The organism is Streptomyces sp. NPDC012888 (genome assembly GCF_042900645.1).
Taxonomy (GTDB): domain Bacteria; phylum Actinomycetota; class Actinomycetes; order Streptomycetales; family Streptomycetaceae; genus Streptomyces.
The window spans coordinates 14,612-40,395 of the sequence record NZ_JBIBBM010000024.1 but is presented as its reverse complement, the minus strand read 5'-3'; the positions used below and the strand labels follow the sequence as shown (position 1 = coordinate 40,395).

The following is a 25,784-nucleotide window of genomic DNA, read 5'->3' as shown; positions in this document are numbered from 1 at the left end:
AGTGACGCTGCGTTGACAACCCTTCTAGCTTCCTTCCGAGCCACGTTTCGTTCGAAGAGAGTCCATGATGAAGGTTCCCAAGGCCGGTGCGGTCGCCGCAGTGACCCTGCTCGTGCTGGCCGCCTCCGGCTGTGCAGGCGATTCCGAGAAGCCGAAGCTGACCATCGGCATCAAGTTCGACCAGCCCGGCCTCGGCCTGCGGGAATCGGGCGGCAAGTTCTCCGGGTTCGACGTCGACGTGGCCCGGTACGTCGCCAAGGAGCTCGGATACGAGCCGGACCGGATCGAATTCAAGCAGGTCTACAGCTCCGACCGGGAGGTGATGCTCCAGTACAACGAGGTCGAGTTCGTCGTCGCCAGCTATTCGATCAACGAGAAGCGCAAGGCGCAGGTCGATTTCGCGGGCCCGTACTTCACCGCCCACCAGGACCTGATGATGCGCGCCTCCGAGACCGGCATCAACAAGCCCGAGGACCTGAACTCCAAGACCCTGTGCTCGGTGACGGGTTCCACCTCCGCGGAGAACGTCCGGAGCAAGCTGGCCCCGAAGGCCGGGATCCTGGAGCTCGGTGGTTACTCGGAGTGCGTGTTCGCGCTGAAGGACAGCACGCTGGACGCGATCACCACGGACGACGCCATCCTGGCCGGTTTCGCCGCGCAGGCGGGCAACCAGGGCAAGTTCAAGCTCGCCGGCCTGAAGCTGAGCGACGAGAAGTACGGCATCGGCGTCAAGAAGGGCGACGAGGAGCTCCGCACCAAGATCAACGCCGCGCTGCGCAAGATGGTGCAGGACGGCTCCTGGGACCGGTTCGTGCAGGCCAACTTCGGTGCGGCCGGCTACAAGCCCCAGGCGGCCCCGCCGATCTCCGAGGGCAGCTGAGCCGGCGGGCCGGCGGCGCGCGCCCGGCCGTCAGCGGCCCGGTGCGGCCTTGTCGACGAGGGCGGTGAACCGGCTCCAGGACGGCACCGGCGGCCGCTCGTCCCAGACCTTCTGGGCGAGTGCCGCCAGCGGCAGCCGGATGCCGGCGGCCACCTGGTCCTGGGTCTGCGATCCGGCCAGGTCGCACCAGACGGCGAACCGGGCGCCGAGGACCTGCGGCTGGTAGCGGGCCGGCACCGGGGTGCTGCCGCGCAGCACCAGCGGGGTCCACTCCTCGTAGATCCGTTCGCCGGTGGGGTAGGTGAACTCGTTGGGTTCGCCGAGGACGTAGTACAGGTACTCGTCGTTGAGGTTGATGACCTTGCGGCCTTCCTGGAGGTACGGCAGCGGGGGGCGGGCACCTATCTCCTTGCCGGTCCAGTACTCGACGTGGATGTCGCGTGCGGGAGCGGTGACGCCGCCGGTGAAGAAGCCGTCGTTCCAGGCGCTGGGCTGCCGGCCTGCCGGGCGGACGACGGCGGCGCGGTCGTTCAGCCAGCCCGTCGCGAGGTCCTGGACGCGCGCCCCGGCGCCGTAGCGTTCACGGGCGGCGCGGGCGAGCTGCGGGAAGGACGCCTCGGGGTCGCGGACGACCAGGGCCTGGTACTCGTCGGCACCCAGGTGCCAGGACTTGCCCGGGAACAGCGGGAGGTACTCGCGGAGGAGTTCGTCCACGAGGCGGGCGGCCGCGGGGTTCGAGATGTCCACCGCGCCCTTGACGGCGCGGCCGTTGACGTCGCGCAGCTGGAGCTGCGGGTGGGCGCGCAGCACCGCGCCGAGGTGGCCGGGCGAGTCGATCTCCGGGACGACCTCGATGTGCAGGCGGGCGGCGAGGTCGGTGATCCGGCGGAGTTCGGCCTTGGTGAGGTGCGGGGTGGAGACGATCTCCGGGTGGCCGGTCGACTCGATGCGGAAGGCCTGGTCGTCGGAGAAGTGCAGGCCGAGCCGGTTGAGCTTGAGGTCCGCCATCTGCCGGAGCCGGTCCTCGATCCATCCGGCGGTGAAGTGTTTGCGCGCGATGTCCAGGTTGAGTCCGCGGTGGGGTTTGGCGGGGCGGTCCGCCACGGTGCCCTCGCCGATGGAACCGGCGGTGCGGACGGCCTGTTTGAGGGTGCGCGTGCCGTAGAAGACGCCGGCCTCGTCGGGTCCCGTGACGGTGGCCCGTCCGTCGCGCACGGTCAGCGTGTACGACTCGGGGGTGGCCGTGCCCGTGCCCGTGCCGGCGGCGGTGAGGGCGAGTTCGACGTCGCCGGGGCCCGCGCCGGCCCCCTGGGCGAAGCCCAGGCCCAGTTCGCCGGCGAGCAGCCGCCCTTCGTCCGCCAGGCCGGGGCTGCCCGCGGCGACGACGACGCGGGCGCCGGGCGCCGGTTTCCAGCCGGGGCCGCGGGCGGCGGTGTGCTCGCGTACGGCGGGGACGGTGGTGGGGGCGGTGGACAGCGGGTACGAGGTGGTCGGGGTCGGGGCCGGCGGGGCGGGCGCGGTGCCCGGGCCGGTCCCGGGGCCGGTGGGTGCTCTGCCCTGCGGGCTGGTGGCCGGGGCGGCCGGGGTACGGCCGTCGTCGGGGGCGGCGCCGGCGCATCCGGGCACGGCGAGGACGAGCAGCGCGGCGGCGGTCGCCGTCGCGATGCGGTGGTGGACGCCGTGTGCGGCGTGCTGGGCTGACTGGTGCATCGCGTTCCCGTATTCCCCTCAACCAACGTCGCACGCCGGGCCGGGCGGCGCGACCCGGTCCGGCGTGGACGGGGCTCCGTCACGGCGCCGGGTGGCGGCCCGCGCCCCCGCCGGTCCGGGCGGGGTGCCCCTACGCCTGGCAGCGCCTTGGCCTGCGGGCCGGGCGTGGCTGGGGGCGCGGTTTCCCGGGTATCCGGACGGGGTCGGCGTGGTGGTCAGTGCCGGGTGGGGGCCGGGGTCGGGGTCGGGGTGTGGGCGGCTACGACTCGGGGCGGGCGGGCGGGTGTGCGGCGTTCCAGGGCTCCGGAGAGCACGGCGAGTCCGAGGGCGGAGGCAGCGAGGGCGGCACCGACCCAGTTCGGGGCGGTCCAGCCGAGACCGGCGGCGATGACCAGGCCGCCGAGCCAGGCGGCCAGGGCGTTGCCGAGGTTGAACGCGCCGATGTTCACGGCGGAGGCCAGGGTGGGGGCACCGGCCGCCTGGTCGAGGACCCGCTTCTGCAGGGGCGGCACGGTGGCGAAGCCGAGGGCGCCGATCAGGGTGAGGGTGACGGCGGCGGCCGCCTTGTGGTGCGCGGTGAGCGTGAACAGGGCGAGGACCACGGCGAGGGCGCCGAGGGAGGCGTAGAGCATCGGCATCAGCGCGCGGTCGGCGTACCGGCCGCCGATCAGGTTGCCGCCCACCATGCCGAGGCCGAAGAGGACGAGCAGCCAGGTCACGGAGGTGTCGGCGAAGCCGGCGGCGTGGGTCATCATCGGCGTGATGTAGGTGACGGCGGCGAAGACGCCGCCGAAGCCGAGGACGGTCATCGCCATGGCGAGCAGCACCTGGACGTTGCGGAACGCGGCGAGCTCGTGGCGGATCCGGACGCCGCCGCGGCGGGAAGGCAGGTCGGGTACGAGGCGGGCGATGCCGGCCAGGCCGAGCACGCCGAGGGCGGCGACGAGCAGGAAGGTGACCCGCCAGCCGGCGGTCTGGCCGACGAGGGTGCCGAGGGGGACGCCGACCACGTTGGCGACGGTGAGGCCGGTGAACATCATGGCGATGGCGCCGGCCTTCTTCTCGGGGGCGACGAGTTCGGCGGCGACGACCGCGCCGATGCCGAAGAAGGCGCCGTGGGCGAGGGAGGCGACGACCCGGCCTGCCAGCATGAGGCCGAAGGCGGGGGCGAGGGCGGAGAGCAGGTTTCCGGCGATGAAGAGGCCCATGAGGAGCATCAGCATCCGCTTGCGCGGGACGCGGGTGCCGAGCACGGTCATCAGCGGGGCGCCGAGGACCACGCCGAGGGCGTAGCCGGTGACGAGGTAGCCGGCGAGCGGGATGGAGACGCCGTAGTCGGCGGCGACCTGGGGCAGCAAGCCCATGATCACGAACTCGGTGGTGCCGATGCCGAAGGCGCCGATGGCGAGGGCGAGGAGTGCGAGGGGCATGTGGGGTGTCCTTGGGAGGGGGCACGGCGCGGAGCTTGCCGCCGCCGATTGCATGCGTACACATTAATTGCACACGCGGGATAGTCACAAGCGCGGGCTATTGCGTCGCTGACCTATCCTTGAGGGGCCGCCCACGGGCGCGCGGAAGAAGGAGGAGCCATGACGGCCACGGACAGCGCACTCACCGCCCTCTCCCAGGGCTGGTGCGCCCTCTCCCTGCTGCACGGCAGGATCGAGGCGCACATCGAGCGCGCCCTGCAGGCGGGCCACGGGCTGAGCGTGCGCGAGTACTCGCTCCTGGACGTGCTGAGCCGGCAGCACGACGGCCCCGGCGGCCACCTCCAGATGAAGCAGGTGGCGGACGCGGTGGTGCTCAGCCAGAGCGCCACCACCCGGCTGGTGACCCGCCTGGAGGACCGCGGCCTGCTGTCCCGCTACCTCTGCCCCACCGACCGCCGGGGCATCTACACCGACGTGAGCGAGCAGGGCCTGGCGCTGCTCGCCGCCGCCCGTCCCACCAACGACGCGGCCCTGCGCGAGGCCCTCGACGAGGCGGCCCGCAATCCGGAACTGGCGCCGCTGGTCGACGCCGTGGAACGGCTGGGCGGGCGGCCGGCGGGCCGGTAGCGGCCGCTCAGCGGCCGGGAGCGGAGCTCGCCGTCGGAGTGGGCGTACCGGCCCCGCTGCCGCTCGGTACGGGGACGGGAGCCGTGCTCCGGCCGCCGCCCGGGAGCCCGGTCGGAACCGTGCGCGGCGGGGACGACGGGTCCGCGGAGGCCGTGACGGGCGGACTCGGCCTGCCCGAGCCCGGACCCGCGGTGCCCTCGGTGCTCCGGACCGGGCCCGGTCCGGGGGACGGCGAGGACGGGGGGAAGGACGGGGACGGGCCCGGAGGCGTCGGCGACGGTACCGACGGGACGGACGTCACCGGCGGGTCGGCGGGCGGGACGGGCCGCGGGGACGGGGGTTCCGGAGCGAACGCGAGGTAGGCGACGACCGCCACGGCCGCCGCCGCGAGTCCCGCGGCCCAGGCCGTACCCGTACGGCCCGGCCGGCGCAGCGGACCCCACCGGTGCAGCAGGCCGGGCCGCGCGACGGCACGCGGCGGCGCCGCCGGACGCAGGTCGCGCGCGGTCACCGACTCGGCGCGGGCCTGGAGGGCCCGCCGCAGCGCGTGCTCCACGGGGCGTTCCGCGGAGCGGTCGCCGTCGGCCGTCATATCCGTCCCTCCAGGGTGCGTTCCAGCGCGTCCAGGGCACGGCTGGCGTTGGACTTGACCGCTCCCCGGCTGATGCCCAGCGTCTCTGCGATCTCCGCCTCGCTGAGGTCGGCCCAGTAGCGCAGGACCAGGACCTGGCGGCGGCGCGGGGTGAGCCGGCCGAGCGCGGCCAGCAGCTCGCGGTGCGCCTCGTCGACGACGACGTGGTCCTCGGCGGACGGCACGTCGACCGGGGCCGGCGGGGTCCAGGCGCGGGCGGTCCGGCGGCGGCGCAGCACCGAACGGGAGGTGTTGACGACGGCGGTCCTCAGGTAGCCGAGGGCGTTGTCCACCTCGGCGATGTGCTCGCCGTGCCGCCGGTACAGGGCGGTGAAGGCGTCCTGTACGACGTCCTCGGCGGTCGCGAGGTCGTCGACGAGGAGCACCGCGAGGCGCACCATGCCCAGGCGGTGGGCGTGGTACAGGTCGGTCACGGTGGGCGGCCGCCCGCCGCCGGGGCCGCCGTCGTACCCGTACGGGGACGCGGCCGGGGACGTGACCGGGGGCGCGGCCGGGGACCGGTCCGCGAGCGGGGCGGACCGGTCCGGGCGCAGCGCCATCAGCAGCGGGGTGCGCGGGCCGGCGCGCAGGGCGCGGGCCAGGGCCGCACGCACGCCCCGGCCGCCGCCCGGCCGGGCCCGGGGGAATCCGGGCACGGCGGGGCGGAACGGCAGGGCGAGGTGCGGCACGGGGTTCCTCGGGACGAACACGTCAGCGCAGGGCGCGCCGCCGCACGGCGTACAGGGTCCCGCCACCGAGCGCGATCAGCCCGGCGGCCCCGGCCCCTATGGCGGCGTTGGTGGCGTTGTCGCCCCCAGTATGCGCGAGCTCGGCGTCACCGGACGCGGAGGGGGAGGTGGGGGTGGCGCCCGGCGGCAGGCTGGGGGCGGCGGAGGGCGCGGAGGTGGGCACCGCGGAGGGGGCGGCGGTGGGCACGGTGCTGACCACCGGCTCCGGCGGCGAGGACGGCACGGCGGTGGGCGGCACGCTGGGCACCGGCTTCGGCGGCAGCGAGGGGACGGCGGTCGGCGGCACGCTGGGCACGGGCGAGGGAGCCGCCGACGGGGTGGCGCTCGGCGGGGTCGCGGCCGTGGCGGGCACGGCGAGGGCGGCGGCCAGTGCGGTGGCGGCTGCGGCAGTGAGGGCCGCGCGCTTGAGGTTGTGCACGTGTAGCTCCCGGTTCGGGGTACGAGGGCGCCGGATGCACCCTCCACCCCGCACGACGCCCGACCCGCCGGGAGGTTGCCGCCGTTCCGGAACTTTTTTCAGTCCGGTGCGTGGAGGGCCGCGACGGCGGTGGCGGCGGCATGGACGGCGGCGCGCAGGTGCGGAGGGGCGAGGACCTCGGCGTGCGGGCCGAGCCGCAGCAGGTCCCCGACGGCGACCGCGTCCGGCTCGACGGGCAGGTCCACCTCCACCCGCCCCTCCGCGTCGGGCCCCGTGGCCCCGGCCACCGCCGCGGCGCCGGCCGAGCCGAACAGCATGGGCAGCAGCGCCACCGCGCGCGGGGACAGCCTCAGCCGTGCCGTCTGGTGCAGGCGGGCGGTCTCCATCCGCCGCGCGGACCGCTCCCAGTACTCCGCCAGGTCGAACCCGGGCGGCCGGTCGAAGGTTTCCGCGCCGACCCGCGCGGTCTCGAACCGGGACACCCGGTAGGTGCGGGGGTCCGGCTTCCCTTCGGCCCCGGCGACCAGGTACCAGATGCCCCCCTTCAACACCAGCCCGAGGGGGTGCAGTTCGCGCCGTACCTCGCCTCTCCACTTGCGGTAGTCCGCCAGGACCACGCGCTGTTCCCAGACCGCACGCGCGATCGGCGCCAGGTGCGGGACCGGGTCGGCGTCCCGGAACCAGGCCGGGGCGTCGAGGTGGAACCGGTCCCGCATCCGCCGTACCCGGCCCGCCAGTTCGGCCGGCAGCGCGGCCTCCAGCTTCAGCCGGGCCGTGACCAGGTCCGCGCCGAGACCCAGCTCCGCGGCCGGGCCCGGCGCCGCGGCGAACAGCAGGGAGTCCGCCTCCGTCCCGGTCAGGCCGGTCAGCCGGGTCCGGTAGCCCTCCAGCAGCCGGTACCCGCCCGCCGGTCCCCGGTCCGCGCACACCGGGACTCCGGCCGCCCCCAGCGCCTCGACGTCCCGGTGCACCGTACGCACCGACACCTCCAGCTCGGCGGCCAGTTGGCGGGCCGTCATCCGGCCGCGGTTCTGGAGCAGCAGCAGGAGGGTGAGGAGGCGGTCGGCGCGCATGCCCCATTGTCGCCGCGTCGGCCGGCGTACCTGACAGGGCGTACCTGACAGGAGGTGTCAGGTACGGCCGCGAGGCTGGTCCCGCCGGCCCGGCCGGGCGGCACCCGTCAGGAAGGACACCCCTGTGACCAGCACGCACACCACCGGCAGCTTCCGGTTCACCGACTGGACCGAGCGGCCCGCGGGCGCGGCCGACGCCCTGCCCCGGCTCGCCGACGCCTCGGTCAGCAACACCTTCTCCGGCGGCATCGAGGCCGCCGGCACCCTCTGCCGGTACACCGTCGCGTACCTGGGCGGGGACGTCGGCACCTTCACCGGCCTGGAGCTGCTCACCGGCAGCGTGGACGGCCGGGAGGGCAGCTTCGTCCTCGCGGAGAGCGGCACCTTCGACGCGGAGGGCACGCACTGCACGTTCGAGGTGGTGCCGGGATCCGGCACCGGGCGGCTCGCCGGGCTGCGCGGCAGCGGCCGCTTCTTCTCCCCGCACCACCCGGAGTCGGTGGCGTACGTCTTCGACTACGAGCTCCCGCGGGGGTAGCGGCGGGGACCGGCGGGACCGTCCTGCGGCAGCGGGCCGCCGGTGCGATGCTGAGGGGGGCGGCCGGCCCGCCCAGCCCCGTCGTCCACCGAAGGGCAGGCAGATGGATCCGGTGGCCGCGCTGCGGCGGATCGCTTTCCTGCTGGAGCGCGCCCAGGCACCCACGTACCGCGTGCAGGCGTTCCGCACCGCGGCGGCGCGGGCGCAGGAGATGGCGGACGGCGAACTCGCGGCGCGCGCCGCCGCGGGCAGCCTGGAGCAGGTGCGCGGCATCGGGCCGAAGACGGCCGGGGTGATCGGCGAGGCGCTCGCCGGACGGGTCCCCGCCTACCTGGAGCGGCTTGAGGAGGAGGCCTCCGTACCGCTGCGCGCCGACGGGGTGGGCGAGGCCCTGCGGGCTGCCCTGCGCGGGGACTGCCACCTGCACTCGGACTGGTCGGACGGCGGCAGCGGCATCGAGGAGATGGGCCGCGAGGCCGCCGCGCTGGGCCACGAGTGGGCGGCGCTGACCGACCACTCGCCGCGGCTGACCGTGGCCCGGGGGCTGTCGCCGGAGCGGCTGCGCGAGCAGCTGGACGTGGTGGCGGAGCTCAACACGCGGTGGGCGCCGTTCCGGCTGCTGACCGGTATCGAGTGCGACATCCTCGACGACGGTTCTCTGGACCAGGAACCGGAGCTGCTGGACCGGCTCGACGTGGTGGTGGTGTCGGTGCACTCGAAGCTGCGGATGGAGAAGCGGGCGATGACCCGCCGCATGGTGGCCGCGGTCCGCGATCCGCACGCGGACGTGCTGGGGCACTGCACGGGGCGGCTGGTGACGGGACGCGGGCGCCCGGAGTCGGAGTTCGACGCGGCGGAGGTGTTCGCGGCCTGCGCGGAGGCCGGGACGGCCGTGGAGATCAACAGCCGGCCGGAGCGCCTCGACCCGCCGCGCAGGCTGCTGCGGCAGGCCGTGGAGGCGGGCGTGCTGTTCTCGGTGGACACCGACGCGCACGCACCGGGCCAGCTGAGCTGGCAGATCTTCGGCTGCGCCCGGGCCGAGGAGTGCGGGGTGCCGGCCGAACGCGTGGTCAACACCTGGCCGCTGGAACGGTTCCTGGAGTGGACCGGTTCGGCCGGCGCGCGGCCCGGCGGTCAGGTGCGCAGCAGCCGGTCGAAGAAGGACCGGTAGCGGCGCAGCGCCAGGCGGAGCTCCTCGGTGGCCACGTCCTGGCCCTGCTGCCACTGGCCTTCCAGTTCCCGCTTGTGGGTGGAGAAGGTACCGGCCAGGGTCTGCATGACCTCGGCGACGAGCTTGTCGGCGTCCTTCACCGCGCCCTGCGGGTCGTCGACGAACCGGCCCTGGATCTCGCCCCAGGTGGTGCGGAAGCCCTGGGCCTGGTCGTCGGAGAGGAGCTGGGGTTCCCCTTCCTCCTCGTCGCCGCCGGTGGCCGTGGCGGCGATCGTGTCGGTGCCGGTGCCGGTGTCAGTGCCGGCGGCCTGGCGGTCCTCGGCCGTGGTGTCCGCGGCCGCCTCACCGGTGCCCGCGCCGGCGCCGGCTCCGTCATCGGCTCCCGCCTCGGCTTCGACGGCGTCGGTGGTGTCGGCCTCGCGCCGCATCTCCTCCCGGTCGGGGGCCGCGAAGTCGCGGCCGACGCCGGCTTCCGTCCCGCCGCCCAGGCCGCCTGTGGCCTCGCCGGGGTAGGCGGGCGGTCCCTCGCCGCCCGGGTGGGCCAGCCGGTCGGTGGTCAGGCCCTCGTCTTCGTGTCGCATCTGGGCTCACCTCGTGCTTCCGATGAGTTCGTCGAAGAGGGCCCGGTAGTGCACCATGGCGCCCCGTAGCTCCTCGGTGGTCGCCTTGCCGTCGGCGCTGCGCACGTTGACCTCGTGCGCCGACCTGTAGTGCTCCAGCGTCCGGCCGTGTTCCACGGACAGTGCGCTCAGCTGCTGTTCGTAGCCCTCCGTCGGGTAGCCGCGTTCCCGCATCAGGCGGGTGACGAGTTCGTCGGCCTGGGCGACCGCTCCCTCGGGGCGGTCGACGAAGCGCTGCTGGACGCCGAACCAGGCGTCGGCGTACTCGTGCCGCCGCTCCGGTGGCAGCTCCCGGATGTCGAGGTCGTCGTGCCGGGCCTCCCGGGCGCGCAGCTCGGCGTCGGCGGCGCGCTTGCTGCCCTCGCGTTCCACGGTCCGCTCGTACTCCGGGCCGAAGCGTTCCTGGAGGCGGCGCCTGCGCTGGAGCATCCAGCCGGCCATCGCGGCGAGGAGCACGACGACCGCGACGGGGATCAAGATGGCGAGAAGTGTGCTGGTGGACATGAGGGCCTCCACGCGCGCCGTACGGCGCGGACATCCTTGACGAACTACGCGTGTGCCCGCCTCTCACCCGCCCAAACGTTCGAGCGGCCCGACGGCGTATCCGGGCGCGGGAGGGCATGCTGGAGAGTGCATCGGACCCGGTCCGCCGGGTATCCGCACGGCACACCGCTAGGAGGACGCCGTGAGAGCACTGACGATGGGCGTCGAGGAGGAGTTCCTTCTGGTCGACCGCAGGGACGGGACTCCGGTGGAGCGAGGCCCCGCGGTCCTGCGGGCCGCCCGTCGGGAGCTCGGCGACCAGGTCCAGGCCGAGTTCTTCACCTCCCAGATCGAGGTGGGCACCGAACCCGCGTCCCGCACCGCCGACCTTCGGGCGGAACTCGTCCGGCTGCGGCGGACCCTCGCAGGGGTCGCCGGGGAGGCCGGCTGCCGGATCGCCGCCACCGGTACGCCGCTGCTGCCGCCGGACCGGCCGCTCAGGGTCGTCGACTCGGCGCGCTACCAGCGGATGGTCCGGCTCTACCCGCGGGCGGTCGGCCGGTACGACGGCATGGTCTGCGGCTGCCACGTGCACCTGGGAACGCTGGACCGGGCGACCGCCGTGGTGCTCGCCGACCACATGCGTCCCTGGCTGCCGACCCTCCAGGCGATGGCGGGGAACTCGCCCTTCGCACAGGGCCGGGACACCGGGTACTCCAGCTGGCGGTCGGTGGAGTTCGCCCGCTGGCCGCAGGTGGGGCCGGCCCCGATGCTGCGGTCGGAAGCCACGTACGAACGCTACGCGGACCGGCTCGTGGACGCCGGCGTCCTGCTCGACCGGAAGATGATCTACTGGTACGCCCGGCCGTCGGAGCACGTCCCCACGCTGGAGATCCGCGTCGCGGACGTCAACGCGGACGTGGACACCGTGGTGCTGCTCGCCGCGCTGGTGCGCGGCCTCGGCATGACCCTGCTGCCGGAGGCCGAGCGTGGTGACCCGCCCCCTGAGGTGCCGGACCGGGACATGCGGCAGGCCCACGCGTGGGCGGCCGCGCACGGACTGGCCGGCACCGGCCTGGACCCGCTGACCGGCGAGGAGGTCCCGGTCCTGCGGCTGGTGGACCGGCTGCTCGACCGGGCCGCACCGGGCCTGGAGGCGGCCGGGGACCTCGAGCTCGCGGAGGAACTGGTGCGCAGGCTGCGGACGGAGGGCGGCGGGGCGGCCCGGCAGCGGGCGGTGTACCGGCGCCGCGGGGACCTGCGGAACGTGGTCAACGCGCTGGCGGCGGCGACCTGCCGGGACGGCTGACGGCACGAGGGACGGCGCGGGGCCGGGCGGCACACCGGGCGGCACAGGCATGAACCGCGTGAAGCGGGGCAGCCGCCCGGCACCGGGCGTCCCTGCCACGGAGCGCAGGACTTCCGCGCCCGGCCCCTACGGAGGTGCCGTCATGGTTCCGCTTCTTCTCGTGCTCCTGGTCATCCTGGTCCTGTTCGGCGCCGGTTTCGCGGTCGAGGTGCTGTGGTGGATCGCCCTGGCCCTGCTCGTGCTGTGGCTCCTGGGCTTCGCGATGCGCAGCGGCGAGGGCCGCTGGTACCGCTGGTGACCTCGGTCAGTCGCTCGTACGGCTGCGGGCCCACAGCGGGATGACGAACCACCACAGCGCGAACCAGAGGGCCATGAGCACGACGAGCCAGAGGGCCAGGGCGTCGTGCAGTACCACCCGGAGGATCAGCAGGAAGGTGGAAGCCATCGTGCAGTAGAGCAACACCAGCCCGACGATGGTGAGCCGGGAGGCCCAGGCCACCATCTCGGGCTTGATCCGCCGCCCGGAGACGAGGCGGTGGAAGGAGACCGGGCCCACCAGGGCCCCGACGGTGGCGGCCCCGAGGACCACCGTCGTCACGTAGATGGCCTGGTCCAGCTCCCCCAGTTCGGCGAACCGGGGCTGGAAGACGACGGCCAGCAGGAAGCCGAACAGGATCTGCACCCCGGTCTGCGCCACCCGCAGTTCCTGGAGCAGTTCGTTCCAGCGCCGGTCGGCGCGCTCCAGGTCGTTCTCGTTCCGCTCGTCGCGGCGCTGGTCGCCCTCGTCGCGCTGGTCGCGTTCGCGCTCGTTCGGCTCGTTCCGCCGGGGGTCACCGCCCGTGCGGTCCTCGCCTATTCGGGCGGGCCGGCCGTCGCCCGACGTCGTTCTCTCGTCCATGTGGCCTCCAGGTTCGTCACGTCGCTCACGTCATGTGCGGGTGGACCGCCCTCGGCTGATGGACGATCCGGAAGCGGTGGCTCTCGGTGCACAGCACCCGGCGCAGGGCGTCCGAGAAGCTCCCGGTCACCTCGTACGTCGCGCACTCGTGCCGGCCCACCGGCAGCCGTTCCGCGGAGAGCTGGACCTCGTACGGGCCGCCGGCCCGGTAACTGCCCAGCGGGATCTGGGTGGCCGACACGACGTAGCCGTCGCGCAGCCGGGTGTCGGTGAAGACGAGTCCGTCGATGTCCCGCCCGAGCCGGAAGGTCAGGGCCACGCTCACCACCGCTCCCTCGGGCAGCTCGAAGGGCCCCTGTTCCCTGCCGTCCAGCGGGACGGTGAGGCGGCCGATCTCGTCCGAGACGAGGGCCACGTCCAGCAGTTCGAACCCACCGGCGTGATCGTCCTCGCCCCCGCCGCCGGCCGCCGTGTCTCTCGTACCGCTCTCCGGTCCGACCGTCTGCACGGCAGCTCACCTCCTGAATTCCTGGACCAGGGCGGCGCAGAAGGCGTCCAGGTCCGCGGGTTTGCGGCTGGTGACCAGCGTGCCGGGCGCGTCGTGGCAGACCTTGACCTCCTCGTCGACCCAGGTGCCGCCCGCGTTGCGGATGTCGGTCGCCAGGCTCGGCCAGGAGGTCAGGGTCCGGCCGCGGACCACGTCGGCCTCGACCAGCGTCCACGGCCCGTGGCAGATCGCCGCGACCGGCCGGGCCAGCCCGAAGAAGTGCCGGGTGAACGCCACGGCCTTCTCGTCCATGCGCAGCGCGTCGGGGTTGGCGACCCCGCCGGGCAGGACGAGGGCGTCGAAGTCCTCGGCGCTGCTCTCGGCGACCAGTTCGTCCACGGAGAACGTGTCGCCCTTGTCGAGGTGGTGGAAGGCCTGGACGGGTCCGCGCCCGGTGGACACCAGCCGCGGTTCCCAGCCCTCGTCCTTGACCGCCTGCCAGGGCCTCTCCAGTTCGACTTGTTCGACGCCCTCGGGCGCCGTCAGGAATGCGACCCGCATGAGCCCTCACTTCCTCTCCGCCGCGGTGCCTGGGGGTTTCGTGTCGAGGTGGTAGACGGCGAACGCCCGGCCGATGACGGGCATGGCGACGTTGCGTACCCGGACCCCGCCGGCGGTCATCCCGTGTTCGGTGCCGTGGTGGGCGTGGCCGTGCACGGCCAGGTCCGCGCCCGCATCGTCGACCGCCTCCGCCAGCAGGTAGCTGCCGAGGAACGGGTAGATCTCCAGGGGTTCGCCGGCCAGGGTGTCCGGGACGGGCGAGAAGTGGGTGAGGGCGATGCGTACGTCGCAGCCGTCCTCGGCCAGGCCGGCCAGGGAGCGGCGCAGTCCGTCGGCGGATTCCCGGGTGGTGCGGATGAAGGCCTTCATCTCGGGCTCGCCGAAGTCGCTGGCGCAGCGGCCGGCGAAGCCGCCGCAGAAGCCCTTGGCGCCGGCGACGCCGACGGCGGTGCCGTCGACCCGCACCTGGGCGGCGGAGCCTTCGAGGACGGTGACGCCGGAGTCGGTGAGGACCCGGGTCACCTGGTCCTGGCAGTCGCTCTGGTAGTCGTGGTTGCCGAGGACGGCTACCACCGGGACGGGGAGCCCCTCGACCTCCCGGGCGACGACCCGGGCCTCGTCCTCGGTGCCGTGCCGGGTCAGGTCCCCGGCGAGGAGCAGCAGGTCGGCGTGGTCGCCGAGGGTGTCGAAGGCGGGCCGCAGCAGGCCTTCGCTGCCTGGGGCCAGGTGGATGTCGCCGACCGCCGCGACGCGGATCATGACACCTCCTCCCCCCGTACGTCCGGTGGCGACAGGCGGAAGACCTGGACGTCGTGCCGCCAGGGCAGGCCGGCCAGGACCTCGCCGGCGATCCGCAGGACGGTGTCGCGGCAGCCCGTGGTGGTGACGGTGCCGGTGAGGACGGGGACCCCGCCGTGCAGGTCGATCTGCACGCCCAGTTCCGCCACGTCCTCGTGGGCCAGCCGGTCGCGCAGGTGCTCGATCCGGTAGGTGACGAGCTCGGTCGTCCTGCCTTCGTGTCCGGTCATGCCTTCGTGTCCGGTCATGCCGCGGGTTCCTCCTGACCGTGCCGGGTGCGGGGCTCGATGACGTCCAGGCGTTCGAGGAGGTACAGGAAGGCGTCGGCGAGCGGGGAGTCGCGGTGGGCCCGGTCCAGGCGCCGCCAGTCGATGCGTTCGCGCAGCACCCGCGCCATGGGGAGCAGGTCGCCGAAGTCGCAGTAGTGCTCGGTGAGGGCGGCGAGGCGGCTGTCCATGAGGTCGGTGGGAGCGAGGACCGGCATGTAGACGGAGTCGACGGAGCGGACCTCGGAACGGTCGAGCAGTTCGGCGCTGACGGGGCGGCGGGCCAGTTCGAAGATCAGGTCGATCTCCTCGCCGTCGTCCCGGCCCTTGATCAGCCAGTCCTCGGCGGGGTCGCGCATCTCCACGCCGCCCTCCTGGAGGGCCTCGATCACGGCGTCGGCGTCCTCGCGGCGCACGCAGAAGTCGGTGTCGTGCTGGAACCGGGCCGGCACGCCGTGGGCGAACGCGGCGACGCTGCCGGCGAGCGCGAAGGGCCGGCCCGAACCCTTCAGCAGGGCCGCCACCCGTTTGGTGGTCTCCAGGATGGCTTGGGTGTGGTCGTGCGGGAGCGGCTTGCTGCCGGTCCTGGCTCCGGTCCTGGTTCCGACCCTGACCGCAGGCGCCTCATCTTCCTGCACGGCACGCCTCCTCATCGCTCCCGGTGGACCCGGCGGGCCCGGTGGGCAGCCGGTGGGACCCCGAGCGCCTGCCCCGAAGGCTGCGGGGCAAACCGGGTGCGCGTGGCCCGCGCCGGGTGCGCCGCGCACCGGTCACCTTCCACTGTGCACCCGGCGGCGGCTCCCGGCCGTCGGAGGGGCTCCGGACGGTGTCCGGCCGGGCGGCGGTCAGGCGCCGTCCCTCCCCTCCGGCTGCCGGGGGCCGGGCCCGGGCGGCCGGGCCTCCAGGGCCCGCGACATCCTCCCGCACCAGCGGCACAGCAGGGTGACCGCACAGGCCAGGGTGCCCGTCCAGGTCAGGGCGAAGGCGCCGACCAGGGCGGGCTGGGAGGTGGTCACGGCGGGCCCGAACAGGGCGCAGGACAGGCCGCCCAGCAGGACGGCGGCCAGCACGGTCCGGTGGTGCCGCAGGTCCCCGGGCCGGCCGGTCCAGGGCCGCGGCCCGCGCCGCATCGTGCGCAGCCGGCGCGCCAGTACGGCGTCCCCGCGCAGGTCCTGTTCGATCTCGCTCAGAATCGTCCGCTCGCGCGGGGAGAGGCCGTCGCCGCTCATGGCTGCCTCCTGGGGGGCTCGGCGTGGATGCGGTGCGGTGGGGTGCGGTGCGGGGACGTGGGGACGTGCGGAGGTGGGGACCTGCGCCTACCCGTTGACCCACCGGGTAGTACCCGGGCATGGCCGGCCGGCGCGACGGGTAACCGCGCGGCATGATCCCACTGCGCGACAGCACCCTTCCGCTGCTGGTCCGGGGCTACACGTGGCTGCCGGCGCGGCGCCGACGCGGTTCCGGGCCGCTGGTCCGGGCCCGGCTCATGGGACGGCCCGCGGTGTTCCTGAGCGGGCCGGCGGCGGTCGCCTTCTTCTACGACGAGAGCCATGTGCGGCGTGCGGGGGCGCTGCCCGGCCCGGTGCTGGACACCCTGTTCGGGCGGGGGGCGGTGCACACCCTCGACGGGGAGCTGCACCGGGCGCGCAAGGCGCTGTTCACGGGCGCGCTGATGGACCCGGAGGCGGTGGCGGAACTGACGGCGGTGGTGCTGCGGCACTGGCGGCGGGCCGTCGCCGGCTGGCCGCGCGGCGGCCGCGTGGTGCTGTTCGACGAGGCGGCGGTGGTCCTCGCCGGGGCCGTGTGCGAGTGGGCGGGCCTGCCGCGGGCGGGGCGGGCGGCCCGGCGTACCGCGCGGGACTGCGTGGCCATGGTCGACGGCTTCGCGACGGCCGGGCCCCGGCACTGGCGGGCCCGCCGGGCCCGCGCCCGGCAGGAACGGCAGCTGGCGCGCACGGTCGTACGGGCGCGGGCCCGGGCGGGGGCCGGGGCCGGCCGGGTGCCCGACGGCGGCACCGTCCTGGAGCGGGTGGCCAGGCACCGGGACGCCGACGGGCACCTGCTGGAGCCGCACACGGCGGCGGTGGAACTGCTGAACGTGGTGCGGCCCACGGTGGCCCTGGCCTGGTTCGTGACGTTCGCCGCGCACGCCCTGCACCGGCATCCGGAGCTGCGGCTGGAGCTGCGGGCGGCGGACGGGCCCGGGTACGAGACGGCGTTCGCGCACGAGGTGCGGCGGTTCTACCCGTTCGCCCCGTTCACGGGCGGCCTGGCCGCGCGGGACCTGACCTGGCACGGGGAACGGATCGCCGGGGACAGCATGGTCCTGCTGGACCTGTACGGGCAGAACCACGACCCGGAGCTGTGGCACGAGCCGTACCGCTTCGACCCGGGCCGGTTCACGGGCCGCCGCCCGGGCCGAGACGAGCTGGTGCCCCAGGGCGGCGGCGACGCCCGCGCCGGGCACCGCTGCCCGGGCGAGGACATCGCCGTCTCCGTGCTGGGCGCGCTGAGCACGGAGCTGGCGCGGCTGGAGTACACGGTGCCCCCGCAGGACCTGCGGATCCCCCTCCACCGCATCCCGACCCGCCCCCGCAGCGGCTTCGTCCTCTCGGTCGACACGTCAGCCCCCGCCAGGGATTGAGGCGCGGGGTGCGGGGCAGCGCCCCGCGAGGCCGGGCGGAGCCCCCGCCGGACCCGCTCAAACGCCGCTCGGGCTCGAGAGGGCCCACGCGGAACTGGCCCTGCGAACCCGCGCAGGGCGCAGAAACCCGCCCGGCCCCGCCCGCGCAGAACTGGCATTGCCAGGCCGGCGCCGGGCGGGGAAAACCAGCCCCGCCGGCGATTGAGGCGCGGGGTGCGGGGCAGCGCCCCGCGAGGCCGGGCGGAACCCCCGCCGGACCCGCTCAAACGCCGCTCGGGCTCGAGAGGGCCCACGCGGAACTGGCCCTGCGAACCCACGCCGGGCGGGAACGATCGGCTGGCCGGCAGGGGCCGGGGCGGGCTAGAGGGCCGGTTGGATGTCCGTGCGGAGCCAGTAGCGGCCGGCCTCGCGGCCCAGGAGGCACAGGTCGACCAGGTAGCGGCGGACCGTCACGTGGTCCGTGCCGCCGCCCTCGCACCAGTGCTCGAGCTTCTCGTTCACCGTGCGCTCGTCATAGCTCGCGCCCTCCGCGAACGTACGGTGCGTCAGGTGCTGGAGGACAACGCGGCGGCGGCTCCACTGGGCGGGGAGCGCGAGCAGCCGGCCGTCGCGGACGAAGGTGCGCAGCAGGGTCTCGACGCGCTCGTCGGCGTAGCCGTGGTGTTCGGGCTCGTGGCGGGTGCGGTTCGACCGCAGGACTTCCCGGAACCGTCCGCTGTCGGCGGTGAGCCGGCCGTCCGTCTCGGTGACCAGGCCACCCGCGCGCAGGCGCCGCAGGGCCGCGGCTGCCTCCCGCGGGGTCGTCCCGGCCGCCGCGGCGGCCTCCGGCAGGGTGGTGGCGCCGAGGACGACGGCGGAGAGCAGCCGGAGGCGGGTGGGTTCGGCGAGCAGGGCCAGCGCGGCTTCCGGGCTCATGGGGGTTCCGTCTCCTGTGGGTGGGGTGTTCGTGGGCGCTCCGATGCTGCGCGGGGCCCGCCGTCGGCGTCAATCGGTTTCCGGGCCGGGCAGGGCCTGTTCGGCCCAGATCGTCTTGCCGGTGGAGGTGTAGCGGGTGCCCCACTGCTGGGTGGTCTGGGCCACCAGGAACAGGCCGCGGCCGCCCTCGTCGTCGCCCGCGGCGTGGCGCAGGTGGGGGGAGGTGTGGCCGGAGTCGGAGACCTCGCAGATGAGGGTCTGGTCGCGGATCAGGCGGAGCTGGACGGGGCCCGCGGCGGCGTGCCGGATGGCGTTGGTGACGAGTTCGCTGACGACCAGTTCGGTGGTGAAGACGAGTTCCTCCAAGCCCCAGGCGCGGACCTGTTCGGCCGCCTGCGCGCGGGCCCGGCCGACGGCCCGCGGGTCGGGGGTCAGCTCCCACACGGCGACCTGGTGTCCGCCGAGGACCCGGGTGCGGACCAGCAGCAGGGCCGCGTCGTCGTCGGCCGGTCCGGGCAGCAGGGCGGCGACCGCGTCGTCGGCGAGGTCCTCCAGGGGCCGGCCGGGGCGGGCCAGGACGGTGCGCAGGGTGTCGAGCCGCTCGTCCAGGTCCAGGTCGCGGTGTTGGACGAGGCCGTCGGTGAAGAGGGCGATGAGGCTGCCCGGGGTGAGGGTCAGTTCGGCGGATTCGAACGGGAGGCCGCCGAGGCCCAGCGGGGGGCCGGACGGCAGTTCGGGGAAGGTGACCGTCCCGGTGGCCGGGTCGACGACGGCGGGCAGCGGGTGCCCGGCGCGGGCCATGGTGCAGGTGCCGGTCACCGGGTCGTACACGGCGTAGAGGCAGGTGACGCCGAGGGCCTCGTCCTCGGGCGCTTCCGGGCCGGCGCCGCGCGCTCCGGCGCGGTTGTCGGCGCCCTGGGTGACGAGGTCGTCCAGGCGGGCGAGGAGTTCGTCGGGAGCGAGGTCCATCCGGGCCAGCACGCGCACGCTGGTGCGCAGCCGGCCCATGGTGGCGGCGGCGGCGAGGCCGTGGCCGACCACGTCGCCGACGACGAGACCGACGCGGGTGCCGGACAGGGCGATGACGTCGAACCAGTCGCCGCCGACCCCGGCCCGGGGGTCCGCGGGCAGGTAGCGGCAGGCGAGGTCGACGGCGGAGAGCCGCGGCAGCAGCCGGGGCAGCAGGCTGCGCTGCAGGGTGAGGGCGGCGGCGTGTTCGCGGGCGTAGCGGCGGGCGTTGTCGATGCACACGGCGAGGCGGGCCGCGAGTTCGTCGGCGACGGCGATCTCGCCGGCGTCGAAGGGGTCGCTGCGGTGGTCCCAGGAGAAGGCGGCGATGCCGAGGCTGGCGCCCTCGGCGCGCAGGCGTACGGCGAGCAGGCCGGGTGCGCGGACCGGGCGGGAGGTGTCCAGGGCCCGGCCGCGTACGGAGCGGGGGTCGTGCACGACGGTGCGGCCGTCGGGGGGCCAGATCCGGACCATGCGGCCGTCGGGGCCCTGGCCGGCGGCCGGGCCGGATGCCGGGCGGTCGCCGTCGAGGACGGTCTCCAGCAGGTCGACGGTGACGGAGTCGGCGAAGTGGGGGGTGGTGACGGCCGCGAACTCCCCGGCGGTGCGGGCGATGTCGAGGGTGGTGCCGACGCTGCGGCCGGCCCGGACCAGCAGGTCGAGCCGCTGCTGGGCGAGGTAGCGGGCGGTGATGTCGACTGTTTCCTCGCAGACGCCGAGCGGGGTGCCCTCGGAGTCCTCCAGTCGGTAGTAGGAGCAGGACCAGACGTGGTCGCGGTCGGGGGCGGAGGGCGGCCGGCCGCGGTAGTGCAGTTCGATCACGGGTTCCGCGGTGCGCAGCACTCCGGCCATCACCTCCTCCAGGGTGGGGGGCATGCCGGGGGTGAGGACGAGGCCGTGGGTCACCATGTCGTCGGGGCCGACTCCCTCGTACTGGGCGGGGCCCATCTCCTTGTAGAGGGCGGCGTTCGTCCAGACCACGCGCAGGTGGGTGTCGTAGATGGCGAGGCCCACGGGCGACTGGGTGGCGAGTCCGTTCAGCATGGACTGGAGGGCTTCCCACTGCTCGGTCTCGGCGGCGTCGGCCATGGCGACGAGGCGGCCGGGTCCGGTGGGGCGGAGGGCCCTGGGGTCGTGGCCGAGGAGGTCGCGGTCGTCCTCGCCGTCGCGGTCCCCGGCGGTCAGGGCGAGTACGGCGGCGGCGATCCGGCAGGTGCGTCCGTCGCGGCGGCGCAGCCGGAGCACGCGCCGCAGGCCGGGCGGGAGTTCGGGTTCGGCGGTGTCGGCGACGAGTCCGGCGAAGGCGCGGCCGAGGACCTCGCCGGCGGGGTAGCCGAGCAGTTCCGCGGCGGCCGGGCTCCAGCCCACCACCCGGCCGTGGCCGTCGAGTACGGCCATGGCCGCCCGGGAGACGTCGAGGGGGCCGTGCGGCCGGCCGAATCCGGGGACCGCGCTCATGGGGCCCGCCTCCCGTCGGTGTCCCAGCGCGCCGCGAGCAGCAGGGCGATGTCGTCGGGGCGGCCGCCGGCCTCGCCGGCGGCGCGGACGAGGCGGTCGGCCAGCTCGGTCAGGCCGGCGGGGGCGGCGCCGGCCAGCGCGGAGCGGACCCGCTCGACGCCCACGTCGATGTCGGTTCCGGCCTGTTCGACCAGTCCGTCGGTGTAGAGGGCGAGTACGTCGCCCGGTTCGAGGGACAGTTCGGTGACGGGGTAGACCGCGTCGCCGTCGACGCCGAGGACCACTCCCCCGGGCAGGTCGAGGACCACGGTGCGGCCGTCCGCGTGGCGGAGCAGGGGCTGCGGGTGCCCGGCGCGGACCGCCCGGGCGGCGCCGGTCTCGGGGTCGAGGAGGACGTAGCAGCAGCTGGCGAACTGGCCGGGGTCGAGGTCGATCAGCAGCCGGTTGGTGCCGCTGACGACCTCGTCGGGGGCGTTGCCGATGAGGGCGAACGCCCGTACGGCGCTGCGCAGCTGGCCCATGGTGGCGGCGGCCGGTACGCCGTGTCCCTGGACGTCTCCGATGACCAGGGCGAGGGTGCCGGCGCCTGTCTCGATGACGTCGTACCAGTCGCCGCCGACCTCCATGCCGGCGGTGCCGGGGAGGTAGCGGCCGTGGGTCTCGACGTGGGCGAGGACGGGGAGGCGGTGCGGGAGGAGGGCGTCCTGGAGGCCGCGGGCGAGGGCGGCCTCGGAGTCGTAGCGCTGGGCGCGTTCGAGGGCCTGGGCGATCAGGCCGGCCAGGGCGGTGAGCACGGTGCGTTCCTCGGCGCTGAAGCCGCGGGGCTGGTCGAAACCGAGGATGCAGGAGCCGACGGGCCGTCCGGAGGCGATGAGGGGGAGGAAGGCGCGGGCGCCGGTGTGGGCGTCGAGGGCGATGCCGGGGTAGGCGGCGGCGAGGTGCTGCATCGATTCGAAGAAGATGGGGCGGCCGGTGGTGAGGGTCTCCACGCCGGGGATCCGGGCTTCCAGGGAGACGCCGTCGAAGCGGTCGAGGAAGCCCTGGGGGAAGCCGGTCTCCCAGGCGAGGTAGAGGTGGCGTTCGTTGAGCAGGTAGATGGCGAGCTGGCGGCCGCCGAAGGCGGGCAGGAGTTCCTCCGTCACGACGGCCGAGACCTGGCGGGCGGTGACCGCCTCGGTGAGGGCGATGGCGAGGGCGACCGGGCGGTAGAGGGCCGTGGTCCGGTCGGCGGGGGTGACGCCGGGGTCGGGGCCGGGGCCGGGCGGGACGGGGGAGCCGGTGGCGTAGGCGGGGCGGCGTTCGGCGTCGAGGGTGACGGTGACGCCGTGGGGGCCGGGGTGGAGGGCGACGGAGAGCCAGTCGTGGGGGGAGCGGCGGGCGAGGAAGCGGACCGGGTCGCTGCCCATGAGGGCGGCCCGGAAGTAGTCCTCGTAGGCGGGGTGGCCGAGCCAGGGCAGGACTTCCCAGAGCACCCGGCCGACGAGTTCGGGCCGGCTGTGGCCTTGGCCGAGGAGGGCGTGGACGCCGCTGTTGACGTAGGTGACGCGGCCGAGCCGGTCGAGGGCGAGGACGGCCTGCGGGAGGTGGTCGGCGGCCTGCGCGGTGAGCGGGTCGGCACCGAGGTCGAGGACCAGCCCGGCCACCAGCCGCGCCCGCCCACCCCCGGGCCCGGAGCCGCCGGCCGCGGTGCCCCCGGCTGCGGTATCACCGGCTGCGGTGCCTTCGGCCGCGGTGCCACCGGCCGCGGTGCCGCCCGCTCCCGTGCCGCCCGCTCCCGTGCCGCCGTGCGCCGTCGGGCCGCCGGCAGTGTCCCCGGCCGGGGCCGGGCCGCCCGGGGCCGGGCCCGCGCGCCTCGTACCGGCCGCGGCCGGGCCGGCCGCGGCCGGGCCGGCCGCGGCCTGGCCGGCCGGTGCGCTGCCGCTGGGCGGCGCGGCGCCGGGGGTGTCCCCGGCCCGTGCGGTGGCGTCCGGCGCCGTGTCGCCGGGTTCGGTACCGCCGGGCGTGGCCCCGGCCGGGGTCGTGTCCTCCCGGGGCGGACCGGCGGGTGGCTGACCGCTCGGTGTCGCGTCTCCCGGTTTCCTGCCGGCGGGCGTCGTGCCGTCCGGGGCCGGGCCGGCGGGGTTCGTACCGGCGGGTGCCCGGGAGGCGTCGGAGGGGCCGCCGGCCGGGGGCGGTTCGGGGGCCGGCGGGGCGGTCGGGGTGCGGGGTGACGGGGCGGGGAGGGGGGTGAGGTCGAGGACCAGGCGGCGGCCGCCGGTGTGGGAGAGGGTCAGGCGGCGGGCGGGGGGCCCGCCGGGTTCGGTGAGTTCGCGGGCGAGGGCCCACAGGCCGTACCGGTCCTCGGGGCACCAGTCGGCGGTCAGCGCTGCCGCGTCGCCGGAGAGCGAGGCGGGGTCCAGGCCCGCGGCGTCCGGGCCGGGATCGCCGGTGACCTCGCCGGTGTCGAGGTCCCAGCGGAAGCGTCCGGTGCGCAGGGGCGCGGCGGCCGGCGCGGGCAGGGTGACGCCGACCGGTTCGTCCTCCCAGACGACCGGGGAGCCGTCGGCGGCGAGGGCGGCGAGCCGTCCGGCCAGCCCGTCGGCGGCCTCCGACAGCCGGCGGCGGTCGGCGCCGCTGACGACGGCGCCCGGGGTGGCGGCGCGCAGCACCATCAGCACGCCGTAGCGCTCGGACGCGGCGGCCACGGGCGCGTACAGGGAGCCGAAGGGGTAGGGCAGCCCGGCCATCAGCTGGGGGTAGCGCCGCATGGCCTCCTCCGGGTCGGCGAGGTGGACGGCCTGGCCCGAGCGGTGCGCGTCGGCCACCGGGAAGGGCCGGTTGGCGTGCATGCGCCACCAGGGGCGGAACAGGGGTCCGGGCAGGCCGGCGATGACGGCCAGCCGCAGCAGTCCGCCCGTGCCGGAGCGCAGGTACACCCCGCCGGCGTAGCCGCCGACGGCGCCGATCGCGCCCACCGTGGCCTGGGCGAGCACCAGGGCCAACTCGTCCGGAACCCGTCCGCCGTCGTCCGGCCTCCCGGTCACACCTCTCTCCCGGTCACACAGCCAGGATGCGCCTGTCCGTGCGGGCGCCGCATCCGCACGGAGGCCGTACGGGAAGCGGGGCGACGGTGACGGCGCCGAAGCGCCCCCGGACACGTGGATGACGTGGACCCGGGGGCGCGCTGCGGGGCGGGTGGGGCGGGGCGGCTACTTGCCGCAGAACTCGGCCTCGACGACCTTCTGCGGGTCGCCGGCCCAGTCGCCGTTGAGGTTGAGGGCGAGGGAGTGCCGGGCGTCACGGGTGGAGACGGCCTGGGAGGCCGATCCGTGGATGCCGCCGCCGTGGCCCCACACCTCGGTGCCGCAGGACAGCCGGACGCTCATGATGCCCAGCCCGTAGCGGGCCTCCGGCGCGCCGGGGACGGGCACGGTGGTGGTCATCTCGCGCAGCTGCCGCGGCCCGAGCAGGCGGCCGGAGAGCAGGGCCCGGTAGAAGTCGTTCAGGTCGCGGGCGTCGGTGACGATCTCGCCGGCGGCCCAGGCGATCGAGGGGTTGAGTTCGGTGACGTCGTGGGTGGGGCCGGTGCCCTCCGGGTTCAGCCTGGAGTAGGCCCGCGCCGAGGGTTCGGGCATCCGCGCGCGGGTTCCGGGCAGCTGGGTGGCGTCGAGGCGGAGGGGGCGCAGGATCCGCCGCTCCACCTCCTTCTGGTAGGTGTGGCCGGTGGCCTTCTCGATGACCATGCCGGCCAGGACGTAGTTGGTGTTGGAGTAGCGCCAGTCGGTGCCGGGGGCGAAGTACGGGGGGTGGGCCGTGGCCACGCGCACGAGCTGCTCGGGCTGCCAGGTGTCGTAGCGGTGGCGCAGGAACCCGTCGCCGAAGACCTGGCGGGCGAAGCCGGGGTCGGAGGTGTAGTCGTACACCCCGCTGGTGTGGTTGAGGAGTTGGCGCAGGGTGACGGTCCGTCCGTCGTGCCCGTTGCCCTTGAGCACTCCGGGGAGCCAGCGCTCGACGCTGTCGTCGAGGCGGAGCCGGCCCTCGGCCTGGAGCTGGAGCAGGACGGTGGCCACGAAGGTCTTGGTTATGGAGCCGGCCCTGAACCGGTCGTGGGGGCGCCGTCGTTCGCCGGTGTCCAGGTCGCCGGCGCCGGCCGCGGCCGCCCAGGTGTGCCGGCCGCGTTCGGCCACCGCGAGCGCGCCGGGTGCTCCCGCCGCGACGGCTTCCTCCAGTGCCTGCCGGGTGGCCCGGTGGCCGCCGTCCGCCGGTGCCGCGTACGCGCCGCCGGTGAGCCCGGTGACCGCCACCGCGGCGGCCGCGGCCACCGCCAGCGCTCCCCGTGTGATCCGGCGCGTCGTACGACCTGCCATGTGCGTCTCCTTGTCGCCCGCCGGGGGCGGGTTCCCCCGGTCGGGGATGAGGACCGGGGGCGGGGGCGCGGGGTTGATCACGGCTGCGGTGCAGGGGCGTTTTCCGGCCACCCGGGCGGGGTGGGGTCAGGCGGCCGGGTTCGGCGGCCGCGTGGTGCCGGGGAGGCAGGTCACGGCCGGGTTGAAGGTGGTGAACTCGCCCTTGGGGTTCTTCTTCCACAGCCACAGGTGCAGGGCGTAGTGGAGCGGCTGGCCGGGGAAGTTGCCCTTGAGGGGGCCCTTGAAGGGGGTGCCGAAGAGGGAGGGGCGGTCGTCGGTGGTGGTGGGGTCCTGGTCCCGGTCGAAGACCACCCACTGCACTCCGACCAGGCGCTTTCCGCCCCGCTTGTCGTCCTCGTAGAACAACGCGGTCGGCTTGGCGGGGTCCGTGGAACCGTCGAGCTTGTGGTTGAAGTGGGGGTAGCCGAGGGCGCCGGTGCCCGCCGTCCGGTCGTAGACGCAGTACTTGTCCGGAACGTAACCCGCCTTCACGGCGTTGGCGTGCAGCAGGTAGGGGGCGGTGGCCCGGTAGGTGCGGGAGCGTTCGGCGAGGGCCCGCCCGGTCTCGGAGCCGGACGCGGGGGACGCGGCGGACGCGGCGGTGGGTGCGGCGAGCGCGCCCAGGGCGAGGGAGAGGGCCGTACTGAGGACGAGGGGAAGGCGTCGGTGCATGCGGGAACTCCTCTTCGGGAACGGGCCGGCTGTGCCAGCAGCCTGTCCCGGCG

The 25,784-nt window shown here is 75.2% G+C and carries 27 protein-coding genes; 7 read left to right on the top strand and 20 right to left on the bottom strand.

Annotated elements, in window-relative coordinates; all coding sequences use genetic code 11:
• The first annotated feature begins 67 nt into the window (after positions 1–67).
• Positions 68–880 (top strand): glutamate ABC transporter substrate-binding protein, encoded by an 813-nt coding sequence (locus tag ACFY61_RS31210; RefSeq protein ID WP_389477731.1) that lies wholly within the window; start codon positions 68–70, stop codon positions 878–880.
• A 30-nt stretch (positions 881–910) separates the two neighbouring features.
• On the opposite strand, the gene ACFY61_RS31205 is transcribed toward ACFY61_RS31210, so the two are convergent.
• Complete coding sequence (locus ACFY61_RS31205) at positions 911–2,590, bottom strand: glycoside hydrolase family 20 protein (protein WP_389477652.1); 1,680 nt, start codon at positions 2,588–2,590, stop codon at positions 911–913.
• A 215-nt stretch (positions 2,591–2,805) separates the two neighbouring features.
• On the bottom strand, positions 2,806–4,020 hold the full coding sequence (locus tag ACFY61_RS31200; RefSeq protein ID WP_389477650.1) for an MFS transporter: 1,215 nt from the start codon (positions 4,018–4,020) through the stop codon (positions 2,806–2,808).
• 159 nt (positions 4,021–4,179) lie between these two features.
• Here ACFY61_RS31200 and ACFY61_RS31195 point away from each other — a divergent pair, with 159 nt between their 5' ends.
• Positions 4,180–4,647, top strand: a complete 468-nt coding sequence (locus ACFY61_RS31195) for a MarR family winged helix-turn-helix transcriptional regulator (protein ID WP_389477648.1) — start codon at positions 4,180–4,182, stop codon at positions 4,645–4,647.
• A gap of 7 nt (positions 4,648–4,654) precedes the next feature.
• On the opposite strand, the gene ACFY61_RS31190 is transcribed toward ACFY61_RS31195, so the two are convergent.
• The 4 genes from ACFY61_RS31190 to ACFY61_RS31175 all read right to left on the bottom strand — a co-directional run bounded on the left by ACFY61_RS31190 (position 4,655) and on the right by ACFY61_RS31175 (position 7,518).
• Positions 4,655–5,239 (bottom strand): hypothetical protein, encoded by a 585-nt coding sequence (locus ACFY61_RS31190; protein WP_389477645.1) that lies wholly within the window; start codon positions 5,237–5,239, stop codon positions 4,655–4,657.
• Complete coding sequence (locus tag ACFY61_RS31185; protein ID WP_389477643.1) at positions 5,236–5,967, bottom strand: RNA polymerase sigma factor; 732 nt, start codon at positions 5,965–5,967, stop codon at positions 5,236–5,238. The genes ACFY61_RS31190 and ACFY61_RS31185 overlap by 4 nt, the downstream gene beginning before the upstream one ends.
• Positions 5,968–5,989: 22 nt before the next feature.
• Complete coding sequence (locus ACFY61_RS31180) at positions 5,990–6,445, bottom strand: LPXTG cell wall anchor domain-containing protein (protein WP_389477641.1); 456 nt, start codon at positions 6,443–6,445, stop codon at positions 5,990–5,992.
• Positions 6,446–6,543: 98 nt separating this feature from the next.
• Entirely contained in the window at positions 6,544–7,518 is a 975-nt protein-coding gene (locus ACFY61_RS31175) for a helix-turn-helix transcriptional regulator (RefSeq protein ID WP_389477639.1), read from the bottom strand.
• Between the two features lie 124 nt (positions 7,519–7,642).
• On the opposite strand from ACFY61_RS31175, the gene ACFY61_RS31170 reads away from it, so the two are divergent.
• Both ACFY61_RS31170 and ACFY61_RS31165 read left to right on the top strand, forming a co-directional pair.
• Positions 7,643–8,056 (top strand): DUF3224 domain-containing protein, encoded by a 414-nt coding sequence (locus tag ACFY61_RS31170; protein WP_389477636.1) that lies wholly within the window; start codon positions 7,643–7,645, stop codon positions 8,054–8,056.
• Between the two features lie 103 nt (positions 8,057–8,159).
• Positions 8,160–9,227: a PHP domain-containing protein gene (locus tag ACFY61_RS31165; RefSeq protein ID WP_389477634.1), complete on the top strand. Its 1,068-nt coding sequence runs from the start codon at positions 8,160–8,162 to the stop codon at positions 9,225–9,227.
• On the opposite strand, the gene ACFY61_RS31160 is transcribed toward ACFY61_RS31165, so the two are convergent.
• Both ACFY61_RS31160 and ACFY61_RS31155 read right to left on the bottom strand, forming a co-directional pair.
• Positions 9,191–9,808 carry a hypothetical protein gene (locus ACFY61_RS31160; RefSeq protein ID WP_389477632.1) on the bottom strand — a complete coding sequence of 206 codons (618 nt, stop codon included), beginning with the start codon at positions 9,806–9,808 and terminating at the stop codon, positions 9,191–9,193. The two genes, ACFY61_RS31165 and ACFY61_RS31160, sit on opposite strands and share 37 nt — an antisense overlap.
• A 6-nt stretch (positions 9,809–9,814) precedes the next feature.
• Positions 9,815–10,351: a hypothetical protein gene (locus ACFY61_RS31155; protein WP_389477630.1), complete on the bottom strand. Its 537-nt coding sequence runs from the start codon at positions 10,349–10,351 to the stop codon at positions 9,815–9,817.
• 181 nt (positions 10,352–10,532) lie between these two features.
• Here ACFY61_RS31155 and ACFY61_RS31150 point away from each other — a divergent pair, with 181 nt between their 5' ends.
• Positions 10,533–11,639, top strand: coding sequence for a glutamate--cysteine ligase (locus tag ACFY61_RS31150; protein WP_389477627.1), 1,107 nt, complete (start codon positions 10,533–10,535; stop codon positions 11,637–11,639).
• 142 nt (positions 11,640–11,781) lie between these two features.
• Positions 11,782–11,937, top strand: a complete 156-nt coding sequence (locus ACFY61_RS31145) for a hydrophobic protein (RefSeq protein WP_389477624.1) — start codon at positions 11,782–11,784, stop codon at positions 11,935–11,937.
• Positions 11,938–11,943: 6 nt separating this feature from the next.
• Here the strand turns inward: ACFY61_RS31145 and ACFY61_RS31140 are convergent, their stop codons facing one another.
• The 7 genes from ACFY61_RS31140 to ACFY61_RS31110 all read right to left on the bottom strand — a co-directional run bounded on the left by ACFY61_RS31140 (position 11,944) and on the right by ACFY61_RS31110 (position 15,878).
• Positions 11,944–12,537, bottom strand: coding sequence for a DUF6328 family protein (locus ACFY61_RS31140; protein ID WP_389477622.1), 594 nt, complete (start codon positions 12,535–12,537; stop codon positions 11,944–11,946).
• Positions 12,538–12,562: 25 nt separating this feature from the next.
• Positions 12,563–13,045 carry a hypothetical protein gene (locus ACFY61_RS31135; RefSeq protein ID WP_389477620.1) on the bottom strand — a complete coding sequence of 161 codons (483 nt, stop codon included), beginning with the start codon at positions 13,043–13,045 and terminating at the stop codon, positions 12,563–12,565.
• A gap of 6 nt (positions 13,046–13,051) precedes the next feature.
• Entirely contained in the window at positions 13,052–13,585 is a 534-nt protein-coding gene (locus ACFY61_RS31130) for a type 1 glutamine amidotransferase domain-containing protein (RefSeq protein ID WP_389477618.1), read from the bottom strand.
• Between the two features lie 6 nt (positions 13,586–13,591).
• Entirely contained in the window at positions 13,592–14,344 is a 753-nt protein-coding gene (locus ACFY61_RS31125; RefSeq protein WP_389477615.1) for a metallophosphoesterase, read from the bottom strand.
• A complete protein-coding gene (locus tag ACFY61_RS31120) occupies positions 14,341–14,631 on the bottom strand; it encodes a hypothetical protein (protein WP_389477613.1) in 291 nt (96 codons plus the stop codon). Before ACFY61_RS31120 ends, ACFY61_RS31125 begins: the two co-directional genes overlap by 4 nt.
• Positions 14,628–15,287 (bottom strand): nucleotidyltransferase family protein, encoded by a 660-nt coding sequence (locus tag ACFY61_RS31115; RefSeq protein ID WP_389477611.1) that lies wholly within the window; start codon positions 15,285–15,287, stop codon positions 14,628–14,630. The genes ACFY61_RS31120 and ACFY61_RS31115 overlap by 4 nt, the downstream gene beginning before the upstream one ends.
• A 207-nt stretch (positions 15,288–15,494) precedes the next feature.
• On the bottom strand, positions 15,495–15,878 hold the full coding sequence (locus ACFY61_RS31110; protein WP_389477608.1) for a DUF3040 domain-containing protein: 384 nt from the start codon (positions 15,876–15,878) through the stop codon (positions 15,495–15,497).
• A gap of 152 nt (positions 15,879–16,030) precedes the next feature.
• Here ACFY61_RS31110 and ACFY61_RS31105 point away from each other — a divergent pair, with 152 nt between their 5' ends.
• Complete coding sequence (locus ACFY61_RS31105; protein WP_389477606.1) at positions 16,031–17,293, top strand: cytochrome P450; 1,263 nt, start codon at positions 16,031–16,033, stop codon at positions 17,291–17,293.
• Positions 17,294–17,653: 360 nt separating this feature from the next.
• On the opposite strand, the gene ACFY61_RS31100 is transcribed toward ACFY61_RS31105, so the two are convergent.
• From ACFY61_RS31100 to ACFY61_RS31080, 5 genes are all read right to left on the bottom strand, one after another.
• Positions 17,654–18,208: a DUF2087 domain-containing protein gene (locus ACFY61_RS31100; RefSeq protein ID WP_389477603.1), complete on the bottom strand. Its 555-nt coding sequence runs from the start codon at positions 18,206–18,208 to the stop codon at positions 17,654–17,656.
• A 69-nt stretch (positions 18,209–18,277) separates the two neighbouring features.
• Entirely contained in the window at positions 18,278–20,674 is a 2,397-nt protein-coding gene (locus tag ACFY61_RS31095) for a SpoIIE family protein phosphatase (protein ID WP_389477601.1), read from the bottom strand.
• Positions 20,671–23,697: a SpoIIE family protein phosphatase gene (locus ACFY61_RS31090; RefSeq protein WP_389477598.1), complete on the bottom strand. Its 3,027-nt coding sequence runs from the start codon at positions 23,695–23,697 to the stop codon at positions 20,671–20,673. Before ACFY61_RS31090 ends, ACFY61_RS31095 begins: the two co-directional genes overlap by 4 nt.
• A 165-nt stretch (positions 23,698–23,862) precedes the next feature.
• Positions 23,863–25,020, bottom strand: a complete 1,158-nt coding sequence (locus tag ACFY61_RS31085) for a serine hydrolase domain-containing protein (protein WP_389477596.1) — start codon at positions 25,018–25,020, stop codon at positions 23,863–23,865.
• Between the two features lie 126 nt (positions 25,021–25,146).
• On the bottom strand, positions 25,147–25,731 hold the full coding sequence (locus ACFY61_RS31080) for a hypothetical protein (RefSeq protein WP_389477594.1): 585 nt from the start codon (positions 25,729–25,731) through the stop codon (positions 25,147–25,149).
• Between the last annotated feature and the right edge of the window lie 53 nt (positions 25,732–25,784).

Coding starts and splice junctions, on each gene's coding strand:
- ACFY61_RS31165 (WP_389477634.1), top strand. CDS start 8,160: ATGGATCCGGTGGCCGCGCTGCGGCGGATCGCTTTCCTGCTGGAGCGC.
- ACFY61_RS31205 (WP_389477652.1), bottom strand. CDS start 2,590: ATGCACCAGTCAGCCCAGCACGCCGCACACGGCGTCCACCACCGCATC.
- ACFY61_RS31145 (WP_389477624.1), top strand. CDS start 11,782: ATGGTTCCGCTTCTTCTCGTGCTCCTGGTCATCCTGGTCCTGTTCGGC.
- ACFY61_RS31155 (WP_389477630.1), bottom strand. CDS start 10,351: ATGTCCACCAGCACACTTCTCGCCATCTTGATCCCCGTCGCGGTCGTC.
- ACFY61_RS31175 (WP_389477639.1), bottom strand. CDS start 7,518: ATGCGCGCCGACCGCCTCCTCACCCTCCTGCTGCTGCTCCAGAACCGC.
- ACFY61_RS31120 (WP_389477613.1), bottom strand. CDS start 14,631: ATGACCGGACACGAAGGCATGACCGGACACGAAGGCAGGACGACCGAG.
- ACFY61_RS31140 (WP_389477622.1), bottom strand. CDS start 12,537: ATGGACGAGAGAACGACGTCGGGCGACGGCCGGCCCGCCCGAATAGGC.
- ACFY61_RS31080 (WP_389477594.1), bottom strand. CDS start 25,731: ATGCACCGACGCCTTCCCCTCGTCCTCAGTACGGCCCTCTCCCTCGCC.
- ACFY61_RS31110 (WP_389477608.1), bottom strand. CDS start 15,878: ATGAGCGGCGACGGCCTCTCCCCGCGCGAGCGGACGATTCTGAGCGAG.
- ACFY61_RS31210 (WP_389477731.1), top strand. CDS start 68: ATGAAGGTTCCCAAGGCCGGTGCGGTCGCCGCAGTGACCCTGCTCGTG.
- ACFY61_RS31160 (WP_389477632.1), bottom strand. CDS start 9,808: ATGCGACACGAAGACGAGGGCCTGACCACCGACCGGCTGGCCCACCCG.
- ACFY61_RS31125 (WP_389477615.1), bottom strand. CDS start 14,344: ATGATCCGCGTCGCGGCGGTCGGCGACATCCACCTGGCCCCAGGCAGC.
- ACFY61_RS31195 (WP_389477648.1), top strand. CDS start 4,180: ATGACGGCCACGGACAGCGCACTCACCGCCCTCTCCCAGGGCTGGTGC.
- ACFY61_RS31100 (WP_389477603.1), bottom strand. CDS start 18,208: ATGAGCCCGGAAGCCGCGCTGGCCCTGCTCGCCGAACCCACCCGCCTC.
- ACFY61_RS31190 (WP_389477645.1), bottom strand. CDS start 5,239: ATGACGGCCGACGGCGACCGCTCCGCGGAACGCCCCGTGGAGCACGCG.
- ACFY61_RS31085 (WP_389477596.1), bottom strand. CDS start 25,020: ATGGCAGGTCGTACGACGCGCCGGATCACACGGGGAGCGCTGGCGGTG.
- ACFY61_RS31095 (WP_389477601.1), bottom strand. CDS start 20,674: ATGAGCGCGGTCCCCGGATTCGGCCGGCCGCACGGCCCCCTCGACGTC.
- ACFY61_RS31130 (WP_389477618.1), bottom strand. CDS start 13,585: ATGCGGGTCGCATTCCTGACGGCGCCCGAGGGCGTCGAACAAGTCGAA.
- ACFY61_RS31200 (WP_389477650.1), bottom strand. CDS start 4,020: ATGCCCCTCGCACTCCTCGCCCTCGCCATCGGCGCCTTCGGCATCGGC.
- ACFY61_RS31105 (WP_389477606.1), top strand. CDS start 16,031: ATGATCCCACTGCGCGACAGCACCCTTCCGCTGCTGGTCCGGGGCTAC.